Genomic DNA, 18920 nt, shown 5'->3' with positions numbered 1-18920 from the left:
CGCATGCGCCCCCAGGCGGTGAACAATTGGGGTCGATCGCACCATTGCGACCCGGTAATTGCCCCTCCTCTCCGAGAATTTGGCGTGCCCGAAAAGGACTTGATTCTCAATCCGGCGGAACTCGACATGGACCGCGTACTTGCGGACATGGAGGAAATACGCAAGTACATCCCACAGCGCCACGAGATGGAGCAAATCTCCGCGGTGCTGTATGACGACCCCGAGATTGGCGTCATTGCTGGCTATAAAGACCTGACGGACCAGGAGTTCTGGATCCGTGGTCACATGCCGGGGATGCCATTATTGCCTGGCGTGCTGATTTGCGAGGCAGCCGCCCAACTCTGCACCTTCCAGGTACAGAAGCATGGGTCGATGGATGTGAACATGATGGGATTCGGAGGACTGGACAAGGTTCGATTCCGAGGTATTGTTCGCCCTGGAGACCGGCTGCTGCTGGTATGCAAGCGATTGGCACTGCGGCCGCGTGCCATGATTCGGTGCGCGTTTCAAGCCTTCGTCGGCGAGGCCCTGGTAGGCGAGGGCGAACTGGTAGGCGTGTCGATCCCGGTCGAAGCCATCCACGGTTTGGATTCGAACAAGCGCTAGCCACCGGTAGGCCACGCCGCGAGAAGGACGAAGCGGGGCAGCCAGCCGCCTTCACGCACATGCCATGCTACCACTCTACGACGCACCACCATTTCGTCGCCGTCCACTAGCACGCTGCGGTGATCGCAGAGGTCACAAGGCAATCTGCCCAAATCGTCGCGCTTTCCCAGACTGTCGCGAACCTTGAGCACCGCATGGCTACCCTGGCGGCATACCGCCTCGACCATCCGAAACCGATTCGCCTTTGCCAGTCATTCCCTTCCTCCGATCAAGCACCGAAATCTGCTATGGGCCGCCGTGCCGTTCCTTCCATTGATCCCTCGCTGAGCCTCAGTCGTCATCTCAAAATGTACGACGAGTTACCCGAGCCCTGGGACCCCGTTGCACTGTTCGAACGGCAGGCTCCGCTGGAGGTGGAAGTTGGCAGCGGCAAGGGACTCTTCCTGCAGAACGCCGCCCGAGCGACGCCGGAGCACAACTTCTTGGGAATCGAGGTCGCTCACAAGTACGCCCGGTTCGCTGCCTCTCGACTCGCCAAGCGTCAATTGGCCAATGCGGTAATGGTCTCAGGCGATGGCTTGCGGCTGTTTCGCGAGTTGCTGCCCGAGGGCAGCCTCGAGGCAGTTCACGTCTATTTCCCCGACCCGTGGTGGAAAAAGCGGCATCGCAAACGGCGCGTGCTTACGCCCGAATTCCTGATCGATGTATCGCGCACCTTACGGGTGGGCGGACTATTTCACTTCTGGACCGATGTCGAGGAGTACTTCCTCACCACGCTCGACCTGCTCGCCGAAGTGTCCTCGCTGCGTGGGCCAGAGCCGGTGGAAGAAAAATCGCCCGAGCACGACCTAGACTACCTTACGCACTTTGAACGGCGTAAACGGAAGGATGGACTTCCCATCTACCGTTCGCTGTTCACCCGCGTGTGACTTCAAGTTGCCAATCTTGGGCACCTGACGTTACACTATCACCAGTCTGTGCGGTTAGCCGAAACCTCGGTTCGGCAAGCCCTGGTCCTCGCGTCAATCTGGTTGTTGCCCTATGTCGCTCGAAATCGACGCCGCCGAAACGCTTCGCCCCACGGACTACCGTTCGTCGTTCGAGCAGCTGATCACCTCGCTGAGCACCCGGTTCATCAACCTTCCCATCGAGTCGATCGACGAAGGCCTTGTGGAGGCCCTCGGTCGGGTGGGCACCTATACGAATGTCGATCGCTGCTTTGTCTACCGATACACGGATCGGCGTGCAAAGATAGCCCGGCTCACCCACGAGTGGTGTGCCGAGGGCATCCCGAACCTCAAAGATCACCTGCAGGATCTGGATGTGACGCCCCTGTCTTGGGTAACCGATCAACTGGCCAATAACCAGACGGTCCATATCCCCGACGCGGACAAACTGCCGCCCGAAGCCGCTCTGCTCAAACAGCTATTTGACAAGTACGGCATCCGATCGGCCTTCTATCTGCCGCTGTTCTTCGAGCATGGCGATACCGGCATGCTGGGATTCTCCTGCGTGGGACACAAGAAAGAATGGTCCCACAAGAGCATGGCCCTGCTGAAGATGGTGGGCGAGATCGTGGTCAACTCGATGGATCGGCAAAATACCATTCGCGAACTCGAAGCAAGTCGCGAGCGCTACCGGTCGGTTGTCGAAGACCAATCGGAATTCATCGCCCGCTGGAAACCGGATGGCTCGCAGACGTTTGTGAATGATGCAGTGTGCCGATACTTCGGAATGACCACCGAAGAACTTCTGGGCATGAACGTGTGGACTTTGATCCATCCCGACGACATCGATCGACTGAAGGCCAAGATCGGCGCGCTCACGGCCGATCGGCCCGCCATGGTCGACGAGCACCGTATTTTGCTGCCCAACGGACGGGTGATGTGGCACGAATGGTCGGACCGGGCGCTGTTCGACTGCGATGGCAATGTCGTTGAAATCCAATCCGTGGGCCGCGATATCACGGCTCAGAAACGAGACCGGGAAGAACTAATCTACCGGCAACAGCTCGAGTCGTTGATCCTGAATCTGACATCCAGGTTTATCAATCTGGAGCCAGACGAACTCGACAACAAGATCGTCGATGCCCTCCGGCAAGTGGGCGAGTTTGTTGGTGGCGAACGCTCCTACATCTACATGATCAACGAGGAAGCAGGCCAGGTCGAACTGGCCTATGAGTGGTTGGCTCCTGATACCGCCGGTCCACCGCCCGAGTTGAAGCGAATATCATTCGTCGATCATCCCTGGGGCATGCCGACGCTGCAGCAAGGTCATCCAGTAACGCTCTCCAGCCTGGAAGAGTTGCCCGCCAGCAGCGAGGCCCTACGCCGCAACATGGAAATGATTGGCGTCCAGTCTTTCATTGTGGTGCCGACGTTTTTCGAAAATCGACTGTTCGCTTGCATGGGCATCTCCAGCAAGGAGCGGGGCCGAGAGTGGTCGAAAGAGACGGCCGCCATCCTTCGCCTGCTGGGCGAAGTGTTCGTCAACGCCCTGGCCCGCAAGGCCGCCCTGGAAGCCTTGGCCGCCAGCGAAGAACGGCTAAGCTTGACCATCGACGCCGTGGCCGACGGCTTCTACGACTGGGACATTTCAAGTGGCCAGGTTTACGTGAGCAATAACTGGTTGGCCAGCCGACAACTGCCGCTGGGTGATAACACCCGCGACATGGAGGAGTGGAAAGACTCGATCCACCCTGAAGACCTCGTGGAAGTCTCCGAACAAGCCAATGAACACCTGGCGGGCCTTACCAGCGTGTTCGAGTGCGAGTACCGCGTGGTGCTGCAGGACGGTTCCGAGCGGTGGATGCTCGACCGCGGGCGGGTAATTGAGCGGGACGAATCGGGCGCCCCCCTGCGGATGGTGGGCATCGACCGAGACATCACCCAAGAGGTCGAGCGACGGCAGCGTCTGGAAGAAGCCGACGCCCGCCTGGCTCATTTGGCTCGTGTGGCCACCATGGGCGAAGTGGTCGGCGGCATCGCACACGAAGTGAACCAACCGCTGCACGCGGCGGCCACTTTCGCCAACGCCATGTCGACCGCCCTGGAAAACAAGGAACCAGGCTACGAAGAACGCGTCACGGTAATGGGGCGGAAGATCTCCTCGCAGATTAACCGCGCCGCCGACATCATCCGGCGACTGCGAGAATTTACCCGACCGCAGCCGGTGCGTATGGCGAGATTCGATCTGAACACGCTGGTTCGGGAGACGGCCGAGATGCTCGGATTCGTTTCCCGTCGCAAGAGCATCCGCGTGGAATTTCGCTTGGATGAGTTCCTGCCCAAGGTCATTGGTGACCGCGTGCAGATTCAACAAGTGATTGTCAATCTGCTCCGCAATGCCTTCGACGCCGTAGATGCGTCGCAGGCGCGACCGCGGAGAGTGTGTGTGACCACCTCCTTGGATCAAGGCAACGCCCTGCTGCAGGTGGTGGACAACGGTACGGGACTGCCGGCCGACGTGGGAATCGAATCGCTGTTCGACGCGTTTACCACCACCAAGGAAGACGGCATGGGCATCGGATTGGCAATTTGCCGTTCGATTATCTCGAGTCATCACGGAAAGATTTATGGCAGTGCGAACAAAGATCACGGCATGACCTTTTCCGTCCTACTTCCCGTCGAGAAGGATGCTTCGCATGAATGACACCCCCACCGTGTACATCGTGGACGATGACGACGCGTCGCGCGAGTCGGTCGAAATGCTGCTGGCGGAGATGAAGGTCGCTTACCAATCGTTCGAATCGGCCGAAGCGTTTCTCGAAAGCTACCAGGGAGAGCGTCCTGGTTGCCTGGTGACCGATGTCCGGATGCTGGAGATGAGTGGGCTGGAACTGCAGGAGGAGCTGCAGCGCCGTGGCGTTACCCTGTCGGTGGTGGTAGTGACGGGCTACGCGGACACCCCGGTTATCGTGCGAGCCATCAAGGCCGGCGCCGTCACTTTGCTGCAGAAGCCCGCCCGCAATCACGAATTGTGGGACGCCATCCGCGAAGGCCTGGCGAAGGACGTCGAAAACTACGAGCAAGAATTGGAGCTCCGGGAGCTACAATCTCGTATAGATTCACTGACTCCCGCCGAGAGCGAAGTGCTGGACATGATCGTCGACGGGATCCCTAACAAGACCATCGCTTCGCGGCTGGATATTAGCGTGCGAACCGTCGAGGTGAGACGCCAACACGTCTTCTCGAAGTTGAAAGCGGATTCCCTCGCAGAATTGGTCAAAATTGTGATGAAAACCAAAAACTCATCGTAAAATCTGCAGACTGCCGCCGCCCACTTGTGGGTGCCCACATCCTCATTTCGGCAACCCTCTGTATTACGCGGCATTCCCTATCTTTTTTGCCGAAAACCGCCCCGTATTCTTAATACAGTCAGCACGCGGTGGACCGAAGAAAACTTCTGGCCATCGCTGGTGACTCCCTGTTACGTCCGTACGGAATTCGCTGAAGAACGAGCGGGCGTGAGATTATGGCACGCATGCCACACAAGTAGTGAATTGTCAGTAGCGCTGGCAAAGACCCCTAATTCGGAGACCGGAAAGATGGCATTCATCGGCATGGAAAATGGCGGCGGCACTGGTGTTGCAAACCAGACGCAAGTGGACACCGTGTACATCGTCGAAGACGACGACAGCACCCGCGAAGCACTTGGCGAGCTAATTCGTCCCACTGGAGCTCGCGTCGAGGCCTTTCGCTCGGCGGAAGACTTCCTGAAATCGTACGAACCCCGCAACCCGAGCTGTCTGCTGCTCGACCAGCGCCTGCCCGGAATCAGCGGTTGTGAGCTGCTCCGCCAGCTTCGCAGCGAAGGAGTTCCGGTCCCCGCCGTATTCGTTACCGCGTACGCCACGACTCCCATGACGGTCGACGCCATGCGGATGGGTGCGGTCAACGTGCTGGACAAGCCTTGCTGCGAAAACGAGCTGCGTGACGCCATTGGCCTGGCTCTTTCGGAACACCGCAAGCAGCTGCGTCGTTCGGCAAATCGCCGCGAAGCTGCCACGCGTCTGGATCAGCTTACCCCCAGCGAGCGGGATGTCCTGACTCGCGTTCTGGACGGCGTGCCGAATAAGCAAATCGCACGCGAACTGAACGTCTGTATCCGCACTGTCGAGGCTCGTCGCAGCCGAATCTACAAGACGATGGGCGTACAGTCGGTGGCCGAACTGACCCGTGCCTGCGTGGCTGCTGGGTTCGTCGACGCCTGATAGGAGAGGTCCAACGGCCTCAATGGGAAAAATTTGGGTAATTTGCGTCCACACGTGTAATTTCCCGCCTTGTAGAAGTGCTTTGCACATAAGCACTTACAGAGCAATGTGAGCTGCCGGCGCCACGGCAAACGCCCCCTCCCCTGCCCGTGGCGTCGGCTAGCTTGCCCCTCGACAGCCCCCGCGCGGCTGCCTATGCTCTACCTCTGTTAAGGAAATAGCGGTCCACCCGCCTGGCTCTCGGTTGAGCCGGCCCCCCGACACGCGGCACGTAGCGTGTCTCCCCTGCCTGTCGAACGTTTATGTTCACTACCAACCAATCAGCGGTCGCCGCTAAGAGCGGTTCCGCCGAGCGGCCTTCCTTCCGCGTGGCTACGGCGCTTGGCGCCAAGGCACTGCCCGCGCCCAGTGACTGGCTGCAGGAGTGGAACGGTCGCGTGGTCTCCACCGCGGTGGCAGTTGGTGCGCTGGTGCTCTCCGAACAGCACGGTGGTCAACTGGGCGACATCACCCAGCCGGCCGACATCGACTCGGCCTATCAGGGCGACCTCAGCGAACTGATCGTCAGCAGCATGCACTGGCTGGCCCGCCGCCAACGCAACGACGGAGGCTGGACGAGTCACGCCCCCGAGCTCAACTACCCCTCAGACTTGATGACCTCCATGATCGTCCGCGCTGCCTTCCAGCTCACGGGCGCTCCGGCGGCCTATGCCGAGTTGGGCACCCGCATGGACAACTTCATCAAGAAGCAGGGCGGTGTCGAGAAACTGAAGTTGCAGTTGGGCCCGCTGCATAGCGGTACTCTACTGGCCCGCGGCGCGAGCGCCCTGGCCGAAGTGGTGGACTGGAGACAGTTGCCCTCGATCCCCATCGAATCGGCCAACTTCGAGACTACGAATTCGCGAGTCGAATTCTGGACCGGCCGCGAACCGGTGCTGCCCGCCATCGTGGCCCTGGGTCTGGCCAGCTTCCATCTCAACAAGCCGGTCAATCCGATCACCTACTGGCGGCGATCGCGTGCGGCGAGTCGGGCGATCGATTGGCTCAACCAGACACAATTGGACGACGGCAGTTTTTCGCGCAGCGTCCCGGTTACCGGCATGGTGCTGATGAGTCTGGCAAGCATTGGCCAAACCAAGCATCCCATCGTGCGGCGAGGTGTCGAGTACCTGTTCGCCGAAGTCCGCGGCGACGGAAGCTGGCCGGACGCATCTTGAACAACCGCCGCGCGAGCGAGGCACCTACCGATGGCGGAGTCGACTGGTATCACCCACGAGATTAGCCAGTCTCGCACCGCGGAGCTCACCGCGCGGGCGGCGATTTTTTCCACCGATCTTGCCCAGCTTGGCAAGTTTACTCCCGTGGGCGAAGACGACCTGCCAGAATCGTACGCCTCGCTGCTGGCGCACCACAACCACATGACCGTCACGCTGGAGGCGTACTGGGAATCGTTGGTGGCCGTGAGGGTGGTCCAGGAGCGACTGGACGGGGCTGTCTACGCCCGTCAGAGCCTTCTTGCTCGTCATTCTGATGGTGCGGTCGTACAATATGGCATTATGAGCATCGACCTGACGGACCTGCCTCCCCGCGTACGTCAGGCGATCGAAACGGCCAGCGGTCCGCTGGGCCGGGTACTGATTAAAAACAACTTGCTGCGGGACGTGGAATTGCTGGCTTTGTGGCACATCGTCGCGGGCGAAGAACTCGCCAGGAACCTTGGTGTGCCGGCCGGACGGGTGGTCTACGGTCGCTCGGCCGCCATCCACCTGTCGGGTGCACGGGCCGTCGATTTGCTGGAGATCGTTACCGACCAGCCCACGGTCCCGCCAGCCGAATCGCCTTGATACATCCGAGATGCAAGACATAAATCCAAGTTACGACTGCGTTGTCATTGGCGGTGGTCCTGCTGGCTCAACTGCTGCAGCCCTGGTGGCCGAGGCGGGACACTCGGTGCTGTTGGTAGAACGCGAAAAGATGCCCCGCGAGCACGTGGGCGAATCGCTGATGCCCGAAAGCTACTGGGTGTTCGAACGTCTGGGAGTCCTCGAACAACTCACCGCTTCGCGATTTTCACGCAAAGTGGGGGTGCAGTTCGTCAACAATACAGGCCGCGAGTCGCAACCCTTCTTCTTTCGCTCGCACGATCCCCGCCCCTGCAGCGAGACTTGGCACGTCGACCGGGCGGAGTTCGACAAGATGCTGTTCGACAACGCCGCGACCAAGGGCGCCCATACCCGCGACGAGGTGCGGGCGGTCGACATCGTGATGGAAGATGGCCGCGCGACCGGCGTACACTTGGCGCATGAGGGTGGCACCGAACACCGCGTTTCCACCAAGGTGGTTATCGACGCCTCGGGGCAGCAAACCTTGCTGGCTGGCAAGCTGGGAATTCGCCGCGTAAACCCCGAACTGAAAAAGGCCGCCGTCTGGCGACATTACCGCGGTGCCCAACGAGACGAGTCGGGCGGTGGTGTAAAAACCATCATTCTGCACACCAGCGACAAAAAGGCCTGGTTCTGGTATATCCCGCAGTCGGACGACCTGGTGAGCGTTGGCTGCGTGGCCGACAACGATTACCTGCTCAAGGGTCGCGGCAAACCCGAACAGACTTTCCAGGAAGAACTTGCCAAGTGCAGTGGCGTGCTTGAGCGAGTTGCCGACGCCGAGGCGATGGACGACTTGCGCGTCGCCAAGGAATTCTCTTACATGACCGAACAATCGGCCGGCGATGGTTGGGTGCTGGTGGGCGACGCATGGGGCTTTATCGACCCGGTCTATTCTTCCGGCGTGTATTTCGCCCTGCAGTCTGCCTGCCTGGCCGCCGACGCCGTGAGCGAAGGTTTGCAGCAGGGAGATACGTCCGCCGCACAACTGGGCAAATGGGAGCCTGAGTTCAAAGCGGCCACCAATTCGGTACGGAAGCTCGTACACGCCTTCTATTCGGGCGAGTTCCGCGTGGGCAAGTTCGTTTCGGAGCACCCACATCATCACGGGAATCTGACCGATCTGTTGATTGGTCGTATCTTCAAGCCAGGCGTCGCGACGATGTTCGACGACCTCGATCCCTGGCTGCAGCAGCAGATCGCCGAATCGAATTCGGGCGACGCTGTTTAGCGCGGCTGTCGGGTGTGGTACACTCGCACGCTACTGGCGCGCTCGCCAGCCCCCTGCGTCCGCAACTCGATTCGGGAGTGTGACTACCACATGAAGCAAGCGGTTTGGATAACGATCGTTGCGCTGCTGATTCTGCACCAGGACTTCTGGTGGTGGGACGACGGCTACCTGGTTTTCGGCTTCATGCCGATCGGCTTGTTCTATCAGGCGTGCATTTCGCTGGCAGCGGCTATCACCTGGTACCTGGCCACCATCTACAGCTGGCCTGCGGAGCTTGAAGGAACCGAGGGAGGTCCGCAGCAATGACGCAGCTTGTGATCATCGCGATCTACCTTTGTATCGTCCTTTCGCTCGGTCTGTTTGCCAGTCGCATGTTCCGAGGAACATCCAGCGACTACATGCTGGCGAGCCACTCCATCGGCCCGTTCCTGTTATTGATGTCGTTGTTCGGCACCACGATGACCGCCTTCGCCCTGGTGGGTTCGACGGGCGAAGCCTTTGCCCGCGGCATTGGTGTCTACGGCATGCTTGCTTCCAGTAGTGGCATCATTCACTCGCTCTGTTTCTTCGTCCTCGGCGTGAAGCTGTGGCAGTTTGGTCGCAAGTACCATTACCGCACGCAGATCCAGTTCTTCCGCGATCGCCTGGAGAGCAACTCCATCGGCCTGGTGCTCTTCCCGGTGCTGGTGGCGTTGGTGATTCCGTACCTGCTGATTGGCGTCATGGCCTCGGGCACGGTGATCAACAAGGTAACCGCCGGACGCATCGACAAGGGCCAGGTCGTGGACGAGACGGTCACCTTCGCGCGAGGCACATTCCCCGACTTCCTGGAACTCGGCGAGAGCCAGTCCGGCGAACAAACTTTCGCCGCCGGTTCGGCTGGGGGCGTACCCAAGCAACTTGCGTCGCTCGCCATTTGCGGCGTCGTGCTGACCTACGTGTTCTTTGGTGGCATGCGTGGCACTGCCTGGGCCAACGCGCTGCAGACCTGCATTTTCATGGTGCTTGGCATTCTCACGTTCTATGTACTGGCCAACAAGCTTGGCGGGCAGGATGGATTTCTTGCCAACCTGCAAGCTCTGGGCGAGAGCATCCCGGAGAACAAAGCCACTCGGGTGGATATTTCCAAACTGAAGTTCACCACCTACCTGTTTGTACCACTTTCAGTCGGCATGTTTCCCCATTTGTTTCAGCATTGGCTGACCGCCAAGAGCGCGAACAGCTTTAAGGTACCGGTCGTACTGCACCCCGTTTTCATCATGATTGTGTGGGTGCCCTGCGTGCTGCTTGGCGCTTGGGCCGCTGGCAGCCTGGTCGACGTCCCAGGTCCCGTGGCGGCGAATCCCAACGCGGTGCTGCCGTTCATGGTAAATCAGCTCAGGATCCCCGCACTCGCCGGCCTGCTCACCGCGGGCATTCTGGCGGCCATCATGTCGAGCCTCGACAGTCAGTTCCTGTGTCTGGGCACCATGTTTACCGAAGACATGCTGGTGCACTACGGCGGACGCCAGCGGTTCACCGACAAGCAGGTCATCTGGTCCGCTCGGCTGTTCATCGTAGCGATCGTCTCGCTCACCTATTTCTTCAGCCTGTTCGAACCTCGGCAAGTCTTCACGCTCGGAGTCTGGAGTTTCAGCGGGTTCAGCAGTTTGTTCCCCTTGGTATTGGCCGCCGTGTACTGGCGGGGGCTGACCAAGGCCGGTGCGTACGCCTGCGTGCTCACCGCGATCGGCACCTGGTTCTATCTGTTCCGCGCCTCGGGCTACGCCGCAGACGAAACTTACGGTGTGCAGTTACCCTTCGCGCCGTCGGGTTACGAGGTCATGCCGGTGACCTTCATGATCCTGGCCTCCACCGTTGCCCTGGTCGTGGTCTCGCTGGTCACCCGAAAGCCCTCGGAGGAGACGCTGAAGAAGTTCTTCGCTTAGAGGGCTAAAGGCTGCTTGCTTTTGGCTGTCAGCCAGAAACAGCTGGAGTGACAACTCAATGGCCTGGAGCCTGAAGCTTACCGCCCACAGCCAACATGCGCATCGCCTACATCGCCGCCGGGGCCGCTGGAATGTATTGCGGCAGTTGCCTGCACGACAATACGCTGGCTCGTGCGCTCATGGACCAGGGCGAAGACGTCGTGCTGGTGCCCACCTATACGCCCATCCGTACCGACGAGGTCGACGTCAGTCACCAGCAAGTGTTCTATGGTGGAATCAACGTCTACCTGCAGCAGAAATTCCCGCTGTTTCGCCGCACGCCGCGATGGATTGATTGGTTGTTCGACCAGCGGTGGATGCTTAACCTTGCCACCCGCGGCGGGCCGAGTGTCGATCCGTCGAAGCTGGGCGACATGACCGTCTCGATGCTCTCCGGCGAGAAGGGACATCAGCGCAAAGAACTCGACAGGCTGGTCGATTGGCTACTGCAGGACATCAAGCCCGACGTGGTGCATCTTTCCAACTCCATGTTGCTGGGGTTTGCGGGACTCATCAGCCAGCGGTGCGGGCCGCCGGTGGTCTGCTCGCTATCGGGCGAGGACATCTTCCTGGAGAAGCTGACCCCTCCCTACTACGAACAGGCCAGAGCACTACTCCGCGAGCGGGCCACCGATTGCCAGGCCTTCGTATCGCTCAACGAGTACTACGCCCACTTTATGAGCGACTATCTGGCCGTGGAGCCAGAACGAGTCCACGTGATTTCCCACGGACTCGACCTCGATGGCCACGCACCTGCCAGTAAGCCGCCGCCCCAACTGATCGTCGGATGTCTGGCCCGCATTTGCCACGACAAGGGACTCCATCTGCTAGTCGAAGCGTGTGAGCACCTCAGGGAAACCGCACCAGAGATCGACTTCCGTCTGCAGGCCGCCGGCTACCTGGGCAAGTCGGACGAACCCTACCTGAGGGAAATCGAGCAGCGGGTGGCCACAGGGCCGCTGGCCGGGCGGTTCGAATACCTGGGCGAACTCGATCGGGCGGGCAAGATCGCGTTCCTGCAATCGCTCTCGGTCTTCGCCCTGCCAACGGTGTATGCCGAGAGCAAAGGCCTGCCAGTGCTCGAAGCCTGGGCCAACGGGCTGCCAGTGCTGCTGCCCGATCATGGCAGTTTTCCCGAAATGGTGGCCGATACCTCCGCCGGCGTACTGCATGTGCCGCACGATACGCACGATTTGGCGGGCCAATTGGCCAATTTGCTCCTGGATGCCGAAATGCGAGCCGAGCTGGGCCAGGCGGGCCGCAGGGCCGTCGAGCAGCGTTACCAGGCCGTTCATATGGCCCAGGCCCACATGGACCTGTACCGCTCGCTGGCGGCTCCGTAGGCGGGGCGTGGCAAGGCCGACATACGCCCCGACAAATTGCTGTAAATTGCCTGCCAGGCACGGGTTGCAAGCTATACGTTTTGCGGTAAAATGTGGGGCTCAACCCAATCCCAAATCAATCTTTATACAGTCGAGGTTACCACCTTGCCCCCACCCAACCGCAGACCAGGTCGTCCGTCCAAGCGACGCAGCTCCGCTAAAAAGGCAGCCAAGAAGGATCCCATCTACGTCGATGGCGTAAAGCCACGGCCGATGTATGTCGACTACAAGGACCTGGAGCTCTTGGCCAAGCTCACCAACCGCCATGGCCGCATCGTCAGCCGTCGCAAGACGGGCTGCAACGCTGCCAGCCAGCACGCGGTGTCTCGCGCCATCAAGCGAGCACGCTTCATGGCCCTCATGCCGTACGTCGGCGACTGAGAGCGGCTGAAGCTGCCGACAAACCGAACCAAACCACGTTAGCCCTTGGCCGCCGGTCGAGGGCTATCGTCTTTTACGAAGCCCTCTAGCCAGCTTGCCACGATGTCTAAGACGTTCACCACGCAGCGAATGGTCGAATTCTGCGATACCGACATGGCCGGCATCATGCACTTCGCCTCGTTTTTCCACTACATGGAATCGGTGGAGCATGAGTTTATCCGCAGCCTGGGACTGAGCATCTACACCAAGATCGATGGTCAGCCCATCAGCTTCCCTCGCGTAGCAGCGAAGTGCGATTTCAAATCGCCCGCCATGTGCGAAGACGTGATGGACGCGGAGCTTACCATCTCTCACATCGGTCGCACCAGCATCACGTACCAGATCGACTTTTCCAAGGGCGGCAAGCCCGTGGCCCATGGCGAAGTGACTTGCGTCTGCTGCAACATTTATCATGACCGGCCACCTGAATCGATCCCGCTGCCACCGGACGTGATTCAGCTGCTCAAGCCTTACCTGGTCGAAGCCTGATGGAGATGCTCGAAGTCGACAATGTGACCAAGGAGTACCCCACTCCGGCTGAACCGCTGGAGGTGCTTCGCGGTGTATCGCTCACGCTCGACCGCGGGCAGAGCCTGGCCATCGTCGGGCCCAGCGGATCGGGCAAGAGTACGCTACTGGCCATTCTCGGGGCACTCGATCGCCCCACGTCAGGCAAGGTGCAATTAGGGACAGTCAATCCCTTTCAGCTGGACGACGGCAAACTGGCCGAGTTCCGCCGCGACCGCGTGGGATTTGTGTTCCAGGACCACCACCTGCTGCCGCAGCTATCGGTGCTCGAAAACGTGCTGGTGCCGCTCCTGGCCGACGGTAAACCCGCTGCCGACGACGTCCAGCGGGCCGAAACTCTGCTAAGCCGCGTCGGCTTGGCTGACCGCGTGACACACCGCCCTGCCGAACTATCGGGTGGCGAACGTCAACGAGTGGCGATTGCCCGTGCCCTGATCCGGTCGCCGGCTCTGCTGCTAGCGGATGAGCCGACCGGCAATCTCGACTCGACCACCGCCGATGCCATCTCCCGCTTGCTAGTCGAACTGCAACGGGAGCATAATTCAATCTTGGTGGTGGTCACCCACAGCCAATCACTGGCCGACGCCATGCAACAGCAGAAGCGAATTGAAGACGGTCAGTTACTTTAGGAGGCGAAGTTGCAGGAGTGAGTTTTCCGAACGTCCTGCTCGCCCCTCCCCCCTCAACCCCTTGCTCCCGCGATGCACATTTCCGATCTCGGTAACATGCTCTCCTCCGACGACGTTGCCGAGCGGCGACGGGCAGCGGAACTCTTGAGCCAGAACGCCGACGTGGCTGCCGATGTGGCCGTCGAACTGGTTCGTGGCGTGGGCGACGCCGATCGGCAAGTGTCCGAGTACTGCGTGGCGACGCTCGAGGAACTCGGCGAACCCGCCCCCAGCCACCTCGAACCCCTCTCGGAACTTGCCACCAGCGACAATGCCGACGTCGCCTACTGGGCCGTTACCCTCATGGGCCGGGCGGGCGTAACATGTGCCGAGCACTCGATGCTGCTGGGCGACATCGTCGCCAGCGACGCAGAGTCACAGGTCCGCGAGCGGGCGGCCTGGGCCCTGGGCCGCATCGGTCCGGCGGCCGTGGTTGCCGTGCCACAACTCGAAAGCTGTCAGGACGCCGAGCCCGACAGCGTGGCTCGTGCCGCAACCAAGGCCCTGGACGCCATTGAGAATAGCGAGTGAGCAGGCCGGGCATACGCGTCTTTAGGTGTTAGAGTCCTGCTGCCGGCGACGAACGTCGACAGTTCGCTGCGGATGCCGTTGCCACGCTTTTCAGATCTCTGCAGACGGTAAATCCGCCACAATCCCTACGCCCCGCGTCTCTGCCGCGTGAGTTTGTCCAGCGGAGCCGGCCAACTAGAATGGAGGAATCGCCCTGCCCTCCTTCTGCGCCCCCCGACTGCGATGAAGATCACCACCATTCCGCAGATCCCTCGCAACATCAATCGGTGGCGCGAAATCTTGTCGGTGCTCAGCAAGTACGGTTTGGCGGGGTGGGCGAGTCGCTGGGGCCTGACATTCGGCTCCAGCCTGCTTCGCAATCGCCAGGGCAAGACACTCGTCGACGCCCGGCATGAAGAGCGGGTACGACTGGCGATCGAAGAGCTCGGCCCCACGTTCATCAAGCTTGGTCAGGTGCTTAGCACCCGCCCCGATCAGGTCGGCTTCAGCCTGGCCGACGAGCTGAGCAACCTGCAGCAGAACACGCCCGCCGACTCGGCCGACGATGTGATCAAGGTGGTAGAAGCGGAGTTGGGGCGGCCGCTGGCCGACTGCTTTGCTACATTCAACCATGAGCCCGTCGCCTCGGCCTCGATTGGCCAGGTACACCGCGCAACGCTGGCCGACGGAACGCCGGTAGCCGTGAAGGTGCAACACACGGGCATCGAGCGGCAGGTGCACGTCGATCTCGAGATCCTCTCGGGACTGGCCCAGTTCGCCGAGAGAATGCCCGAACTGCAACCCTATCGCCTCGGCGCAACCATGACCGAGTTGCGGCGGATGATGCGGGCCGAACTTGACTTCTGCCGCGAGGCCCGCAGCCAGCAACAATTCACTCGCATGTTCGAGGGCGACTCGCGGGTGCGGATTCCCAAGGTCTACTACGACCTATCGAGCAAACGCGTGCTGACCATGGAATGGCTTGCCGGAGAGAAACTCTCGAACCTGGTGGAGGAACCGGCCGCCCATGACAAACTGCCCGAGTACGCCCATCGCGGCGCGCAGATCTACCTGAAGATGATCTTCGAGCACGGCTTCTATCACGCCGACCCCCATCCGGGCAATCTGGTGTTGATGCCCGATGGAGCAATTGGCCTGCTCGACTTTGGCATGGTCGGCCGACTTGGCGATCCGCTTCGCGAGCAAGTGGAGGACCTGCTTGTGGCCTTGTCGATGCGAGACTCGCAGCGACTGACCAACGTGGTGATGCGTATAGGTGCGACACCTCCAGGCCTGGACGACGTCGCCCTGGCGACCGATCTGACGGCGTTTGTAGACCAATACGCCTACCAGTCCCTGAACCAATTCGATCTTTCCGGGGCGTTCACCGAATTCATCGAAATCGTCCGCCGCTACGAGATCATGCTCCCCAGCTCGGTCGCGTTGCTCATCAAAACGCTACTGATGCTCGAAGGCATGGCGCGGATGATGCAGCCCAATTTCTCGCTGATGGAACTGGTCGAGCCCTACCGCGGCAAGATATTCCGCCGTCGAATCTCTCCCAAACGCCAGGCCCGCAAGCTCCGTAGCATGCTGGGCGAGCTGGAACAACTTGCCGAAGTGGCGCCGCGGCGGTTGCGTGAGATTCTCGAACAGGTTCAACGAGGCAAGTTCGATGTTCACCTCGACCATCGCGGACTCGAACCGTCGGTCAATCGCTTGGTGCTGGGCATGATGACCAGCGCTTTGTTTCTCGGCTCCTCGTTACTTCTGAGTCGCGACGTCTGGCCCATCCACGGCATCTCCATCCCGGGTACGCTCGGCATGACGCTCAGCGCCATGCTCGGCATCCGTCTGCTGCGGGCCATCAACAAGTCGGGACACCTCGACCGCCGGCAATGAGCCTGGGCGTTAGACCTGCTGCGAACCATGCTCCGCAATAGCCGCTTCGATGCGCTGGTTGAGCTCATCGAGCTCGGAGAGGAGCTGCGTGTGCCGACGATCTAGATCGTCAAACATTTCCGTGACGTCGGCCATAACGGTATCGCAGGTGAGGCAGGCGGGGGGAGCGTCGCGCGGCCTTGCAGACCGTCAAGCTGCCGCGCGACGCGGGGGACAGCCTAGTAAATCGGCCGTTGATGCCGGCGGCTGCCGGCCCGTTTCCCGCAAACGCCGCTGCTAGCACTGGGGTTTAGGCAAACCTTGCCGAGAGGGAGAGCAGTGCGTCTTGTCGGCCATCGGACAACCGAGTGAAGTACCCACCAGAAAAGTTAAACCCGCGGGAGGCACCCTGGTGCAGGGTGCCTCCCCATAGGCCATTCGCTACGCCTTCGACTCGGCTGGAATCTCACTTACCAGCTTCTCTGCGTACGACTCCAAGTCCTTCAAGTCACTGGCGTTGCCGCTCAGTTCGAATCCCGATCGCTCGGCCACCAACAGCTCAACGAGCGTGCCCAACAAACCGCCAGCCGGGTTGCCTCCGGTGGCCGGTTCAGCTCCTCCGCCGGTCACAAACAGTCGATCGGGCACCAGCGGCTGGGCGCTGTGCGACAGGTGCTCGGCGGCCTGCGTCAGGGCGTACAGGCGGGGATCGCCGAATGAGCCAATCCGCTTCAGCAGCACCGAGGCCTCCGCCAAACCCACCTGGGCGACTCGTTGAGCACGCCCCTGGCCGGCGAGCTGGTCGCGTTTCGAGTGCGCCTCGGCCACCACCACGGTTTGCTCCGCCTCGCGGCGCGAGCGGGCCAGATCGGCGTCGGCCACCACCAGCGTCTGCTCGGCCTTCTTCCGCGCCAGGGCCAGGTCGGCATCGCCCTGGCTCTCGGCCACCTGCACCCGCGAGCGGGAATTGGTGATCTCGGTCTGCATGTCGGCCAAAGCCTCGGCCTCGTACAGCACCCGACGCTTCTCGGCCGCCACGCGCTGCTGGGCGAAGGTGTCGATCTGCTCGACCGACAGCTGCCGCAAGCGCAGTTGCTCCAGCAGCGTCTCGATCTTGTCATCCCCTTCACGTGGGTCGGGCTTGCCAATCAGTACGTCGACGCACTCGATGTCGAACTCGTGGAACTTGTCACGCAGCTTCAAGCGTGCTTCTTCCTGGATCGACTGCCGATCGTGCAGCAGTTCGAGCATCGTCTTGGTGTGGGCGATGTCGCGGAAGAATGCGCTGAGCATCGGATCGAGCGTCTGAGTGATCAGCTTCTTCACGTCGCCAAACCGCTGGATCACGCCCGGCGCTCGCTGGTAGTCGATGTGCACCACCACCGACAGCGGCAGCAGCGGCTCGTAGGCGTCTTTGGTCACCAGGTCGATCGACTTCAGACTTTCGTCGTAGCGATGCGTCTCAGTCTTGCCGGTAATCCAGTGCAGCACAAAGTTGGTGGTCGGCACCAGTACGATGCTACCCGCCGACGTGTTGAACGCGTACTTTCCGGGCCCCAGCGGACGCTCGCGGACGCCACGTTCGCCTTCGCCGACGCGCTCGCCATGCCGGAAGCCGGCGCCGGTTACGTCTTGTCCCTCGCGGCCGTAGTAGCTGACCACCACACCCACCGAGCCAATCGGCACGACGGTCTTCGCGATCAATTCCACCGATGCAAACCAGCGATTGATGAAGTACGTGCCATCCGTGAGCGGCACGTACTGCCGGCCGCGACGTCCACCCGCTGCCAGGAACGCCTCGGGGTCCTGGTAGTTGTTGTGGTAGTGCGAGTCGGTAGCCGTGGTGCCGACCGCAGGGGCGATAATCTCCCCAGGCGGCAGCGACGGACCATCGTGCACGGTGACGATGCCGATGCTGTCGACTTCTTGGCACTCGCCCTCCTCTCCTTCGACGACGAACTGCACACCGCGGCCAATCACCACCGGGCGGAAGCCATTTACGTCGGCCAGGGCGTCCCGCCACCCGTGGATGGCGGCCATTTCGTTGCGGTCGAGCAGATGGTCGAGTGTTTGCACCTTCGACTCGGTAATCACCGTGAACACCGCCAGGTTAATGGCGTACACCCCTTCGCGGAGGATGGCCCGCTGCCGACCGCGCTGGCCACGGATTTCACCCGTCAGGAACGCGGTGGCGTCCTGGTAGTCGTTGCACTCCACTACACGGCCGAGCGTTTGGCTGGATGGCAATGGCTGGCCGTCGCGGGCATAGACGTAGGCGATTTTGCCCTCGGAGACGGTCACCAGCCGCACCTTGTGCACGGCGTACTGCCACCGCCAGTAGCCCCAGTGGATACCACCGCGCAAGAGCCGAGCCTGATACCCCGCTTCGCCATGCATGGCGATGATCCGGCCTTCGTCCACGTAGCCTTTGCTGGACCACAGCTTCTCGACGATACCCACGCGGTCGTTGGGAATGTACCGCACGGTGAGCCACAAGAACAACAGCACGAACAGCGGCACCGGCAGAATTGACAGGTACCACGGGTTGAACCAGGCGAGCCAGTGCGCACCTTCCCCAACCGCCAGCAACACAGAAGTTTGAACAGCACCAACGAGAGACATCTTACGTTCC

At 60.9% G+C, this 18920-nt stretch carries 18 protein-coding genes; 16 read left to right on the top strand and 2 right to left on the bottom strand.

Features of this window, described 5'->3' with window-relative positions:
* The first annotated feature begins 84 nt into the window (after positions 1–84).
* From NG895_RS20665 to NG895_RS20590, 16 genes are all read left to right on the top strand, one after another.
* Positions 85–606, top strand: a complete 522-nt coding sequence (locus NG895_RS20665; protein WP_252854431.1) for a 3-hydroxyacyl-ACP dehydratase FabZ family protein — start codon at positions 85–87, stop codon at positions 604–606.
* A 287-nt stretch (positions 607–893) separates the two neighbouring features.
* Positions 894–1535 carry a tRNA (guanosine(46)-N7)-methyltransferase TrmB gene (gene trmB, locus NG895_RS20660; RefSeq protein ID WP_252854430.1) on the top strand — a complete coding sequence of 214 codons (642 nt, stop codon included), beginning with the start codon at positions 894–896 and terminating at the stop codon, positions 1533–1535.
* 112 nt (positions 1536–1647) lie between these two features.
* Positions 1648–4257: a PAS domain-containing protein gene (locus tag NG895_RS20655; protein WP_252854429.1), complete on the top strand. Its 2610-nt coding sequence runs from the start codon at positions 1648–1650 to the stop codon at positions 4255–4257.
* Entirely contained in the window at positions 4250–4864 is a 615-nt protein-coding gene (locus NG895_RS20650) for a response regulator transcription factor (protein ID WP_252854428.1), read from the top strand. Before NG895_RS20655 ends, NG895_RS20650 begins: the two co-directional genes overlap by 8 nt.
* A gap of 288 nt (positions 4865–5152) precedes the next feature.
* The gene (locus NG895_RS20645; RefSeq protein ID WP_279676579.1) at positions 5153–5818 is read left to right on the top strand and encodes a response regulator transcription factor; all 666 of its coding nucleotides are present in this window, start codon (positions 5153–5155) and stop codon (positions 5816–5818) included.
* Positions 5819–6120: 302 nt separating this feature from the next.
* Positions 6121–7035, top strand: a complete 915-nt coding sequence (locus NG895_RS20640) for a hypothetical protein (RefSeq protein WP_252854427.1) — start codon at positions 6121–6123, stop codon at positions 7033–7035.
* Between the two features lie 30 nt (positions 7036–7065).
* Complete coding sequence (locus NG895_RS20635) at positions 7066–7662, top strand: hypothetical protein (protein ID WP_252854426.1); 597 nt, start codon at positions 7066–7068, stop codon at positions 7660–7662.
* Between the two features lie 10 nt (positions 7663–7672).
* Positions 7673–8932, top strand: coding sequence for an NAD(P)/FAD-dependent oxidoreductase (locus tag NG895_RS20630; protein WP_252854425.1), 1260 nt, complete (start codon positions 7673–7675; stop codon positions 8930–8932).
* 90 nt (positions 8933–9022) lie between these two features.
* Positions 9023–9238 (top strand): DUF3311 domain-containing protein, encoded by a 216-nt coding sequence (locus NG895_RS20625; protein WP_252854424.1) that lies wholly within the window; start codon positions 9023–9025, stop codon positions 9236–9238.
* Entirely contained in the window at positions 9235–10860 is a 1626-nt protein-coding gene (locus NG895_RS20620) for a sodium:solute symporter family protein (RefSeq protein WP_252854423.1), read from the top strand. The genes NG895_RS20625 and NG895_RS20620 overlap by 4 nt, the downstream gene beginning before the upstream one ends.
* 95 nt (positions 10861–10955) lie before the next feature.
* Entirely contained in the window at positions 10956–12242 is a 1287-nt protein-coding gene (locus NG895_RS20615; protein WP_252854422.1) for a glycosyltransferase family 4 protein, read from the top strand.
* Positions 12243–12386: 144 nt separating this feature from the next.
* Positions 12387–12662: a 30S ribosomal protein S18 gene (gene rpsR, locus NG895_RS20610; RefSeq protein ID WP_252854421.1), complete on the top strand. Its 276-nt coding sequence runs from the start codon at positions 12387–12389 to the stop codon at positions 12660–12662.
* Positions 12663–12764: 102 nt separating this feature from the next.
* Positions 12765–13190, top strand: coding sequence for an acyl-CoA thioesterase (locus NG895_RS20605; RefSeq protein ID WP_252854420.1), 426 nt, complete (start codon positions 12765–12767; stop codon positions 13188–13190).
* Between the two features lie 5 nt (positions 13191–13195).
* Complete coding sequence (locus NG895_RS20600; protein ID WP_252854505.1) at positions 13196–13858, top strand: ABC transporter ATP-binding protein; 663 nt, start codon at positions 13196–13198, stop codon at positions 13856–13858.
* A 72-nt stretch (positions 13859–13930) separates the two neighbouring features.
* A complete protein-coding gene (locus tag NG895_RS20595) occupies positions 13931–14428 on the top strand; it encodes a HEAT repeat domain-containing protein (protein ID WP_252854419.1) in 498 nt (165 codons plus the stop codon).
* A gap of 222 nt (positions 14429–14650) precedes the next feature.
* Complete coding sequence (locus NG895_RS20590) at positions 14651–16309, top strand: ABC1 kinase family protein (protein ID WP_252854418.1); 1659 nt, start codon at positions 14651–14653, stop codon at positions 16307–16309.
* 9 nt (positions 16310–16318) lie between these two features.
* Here NG895_RS20590 and NG895_RS30355 read toward each other — a convergent pair whose 3' ends face one another.
* Together NG895_RS30355 and NG895_RS20585 are read right to left on the bottom strand one after the other, a co-directional pair.
* Entirely contained in the window at positions 16319–16444 is a 126-nt protein-coding gene (locus NG895_RS30355; protein ID WP_261361654.1) for a hypothetical protein, read from the bottom strand.
* A gap of 285 nt (positions 16445–16729) precedes the next feature.
* Positions 16730–18910 (bottom strand): SPFH domain-containing protein, encoded by a 2181-nt coding sequence (locus tag NG895_RS20585; protein ID WP_252854417.1) that lies wholly within the window; start codon positions 18908–18910, stop codon positions 16730–16732.
* Positions 18911–18920 lie beyond the last annotated feature (10 nt).

The sequence above is a fragment of the Aeoliella straminimaris genome, from assembly GCF_024054565.1.
GTDB classification, from domain to species: Bacteria; Planctomycetota; Planctomycetia; order Pirellulales; family Lacipirellulaceae; genus Aeoliella; species Aeoliella straminimaris.
This window is presented reverse-complemented; position numbering and strand designations above follow the sequence as displayed.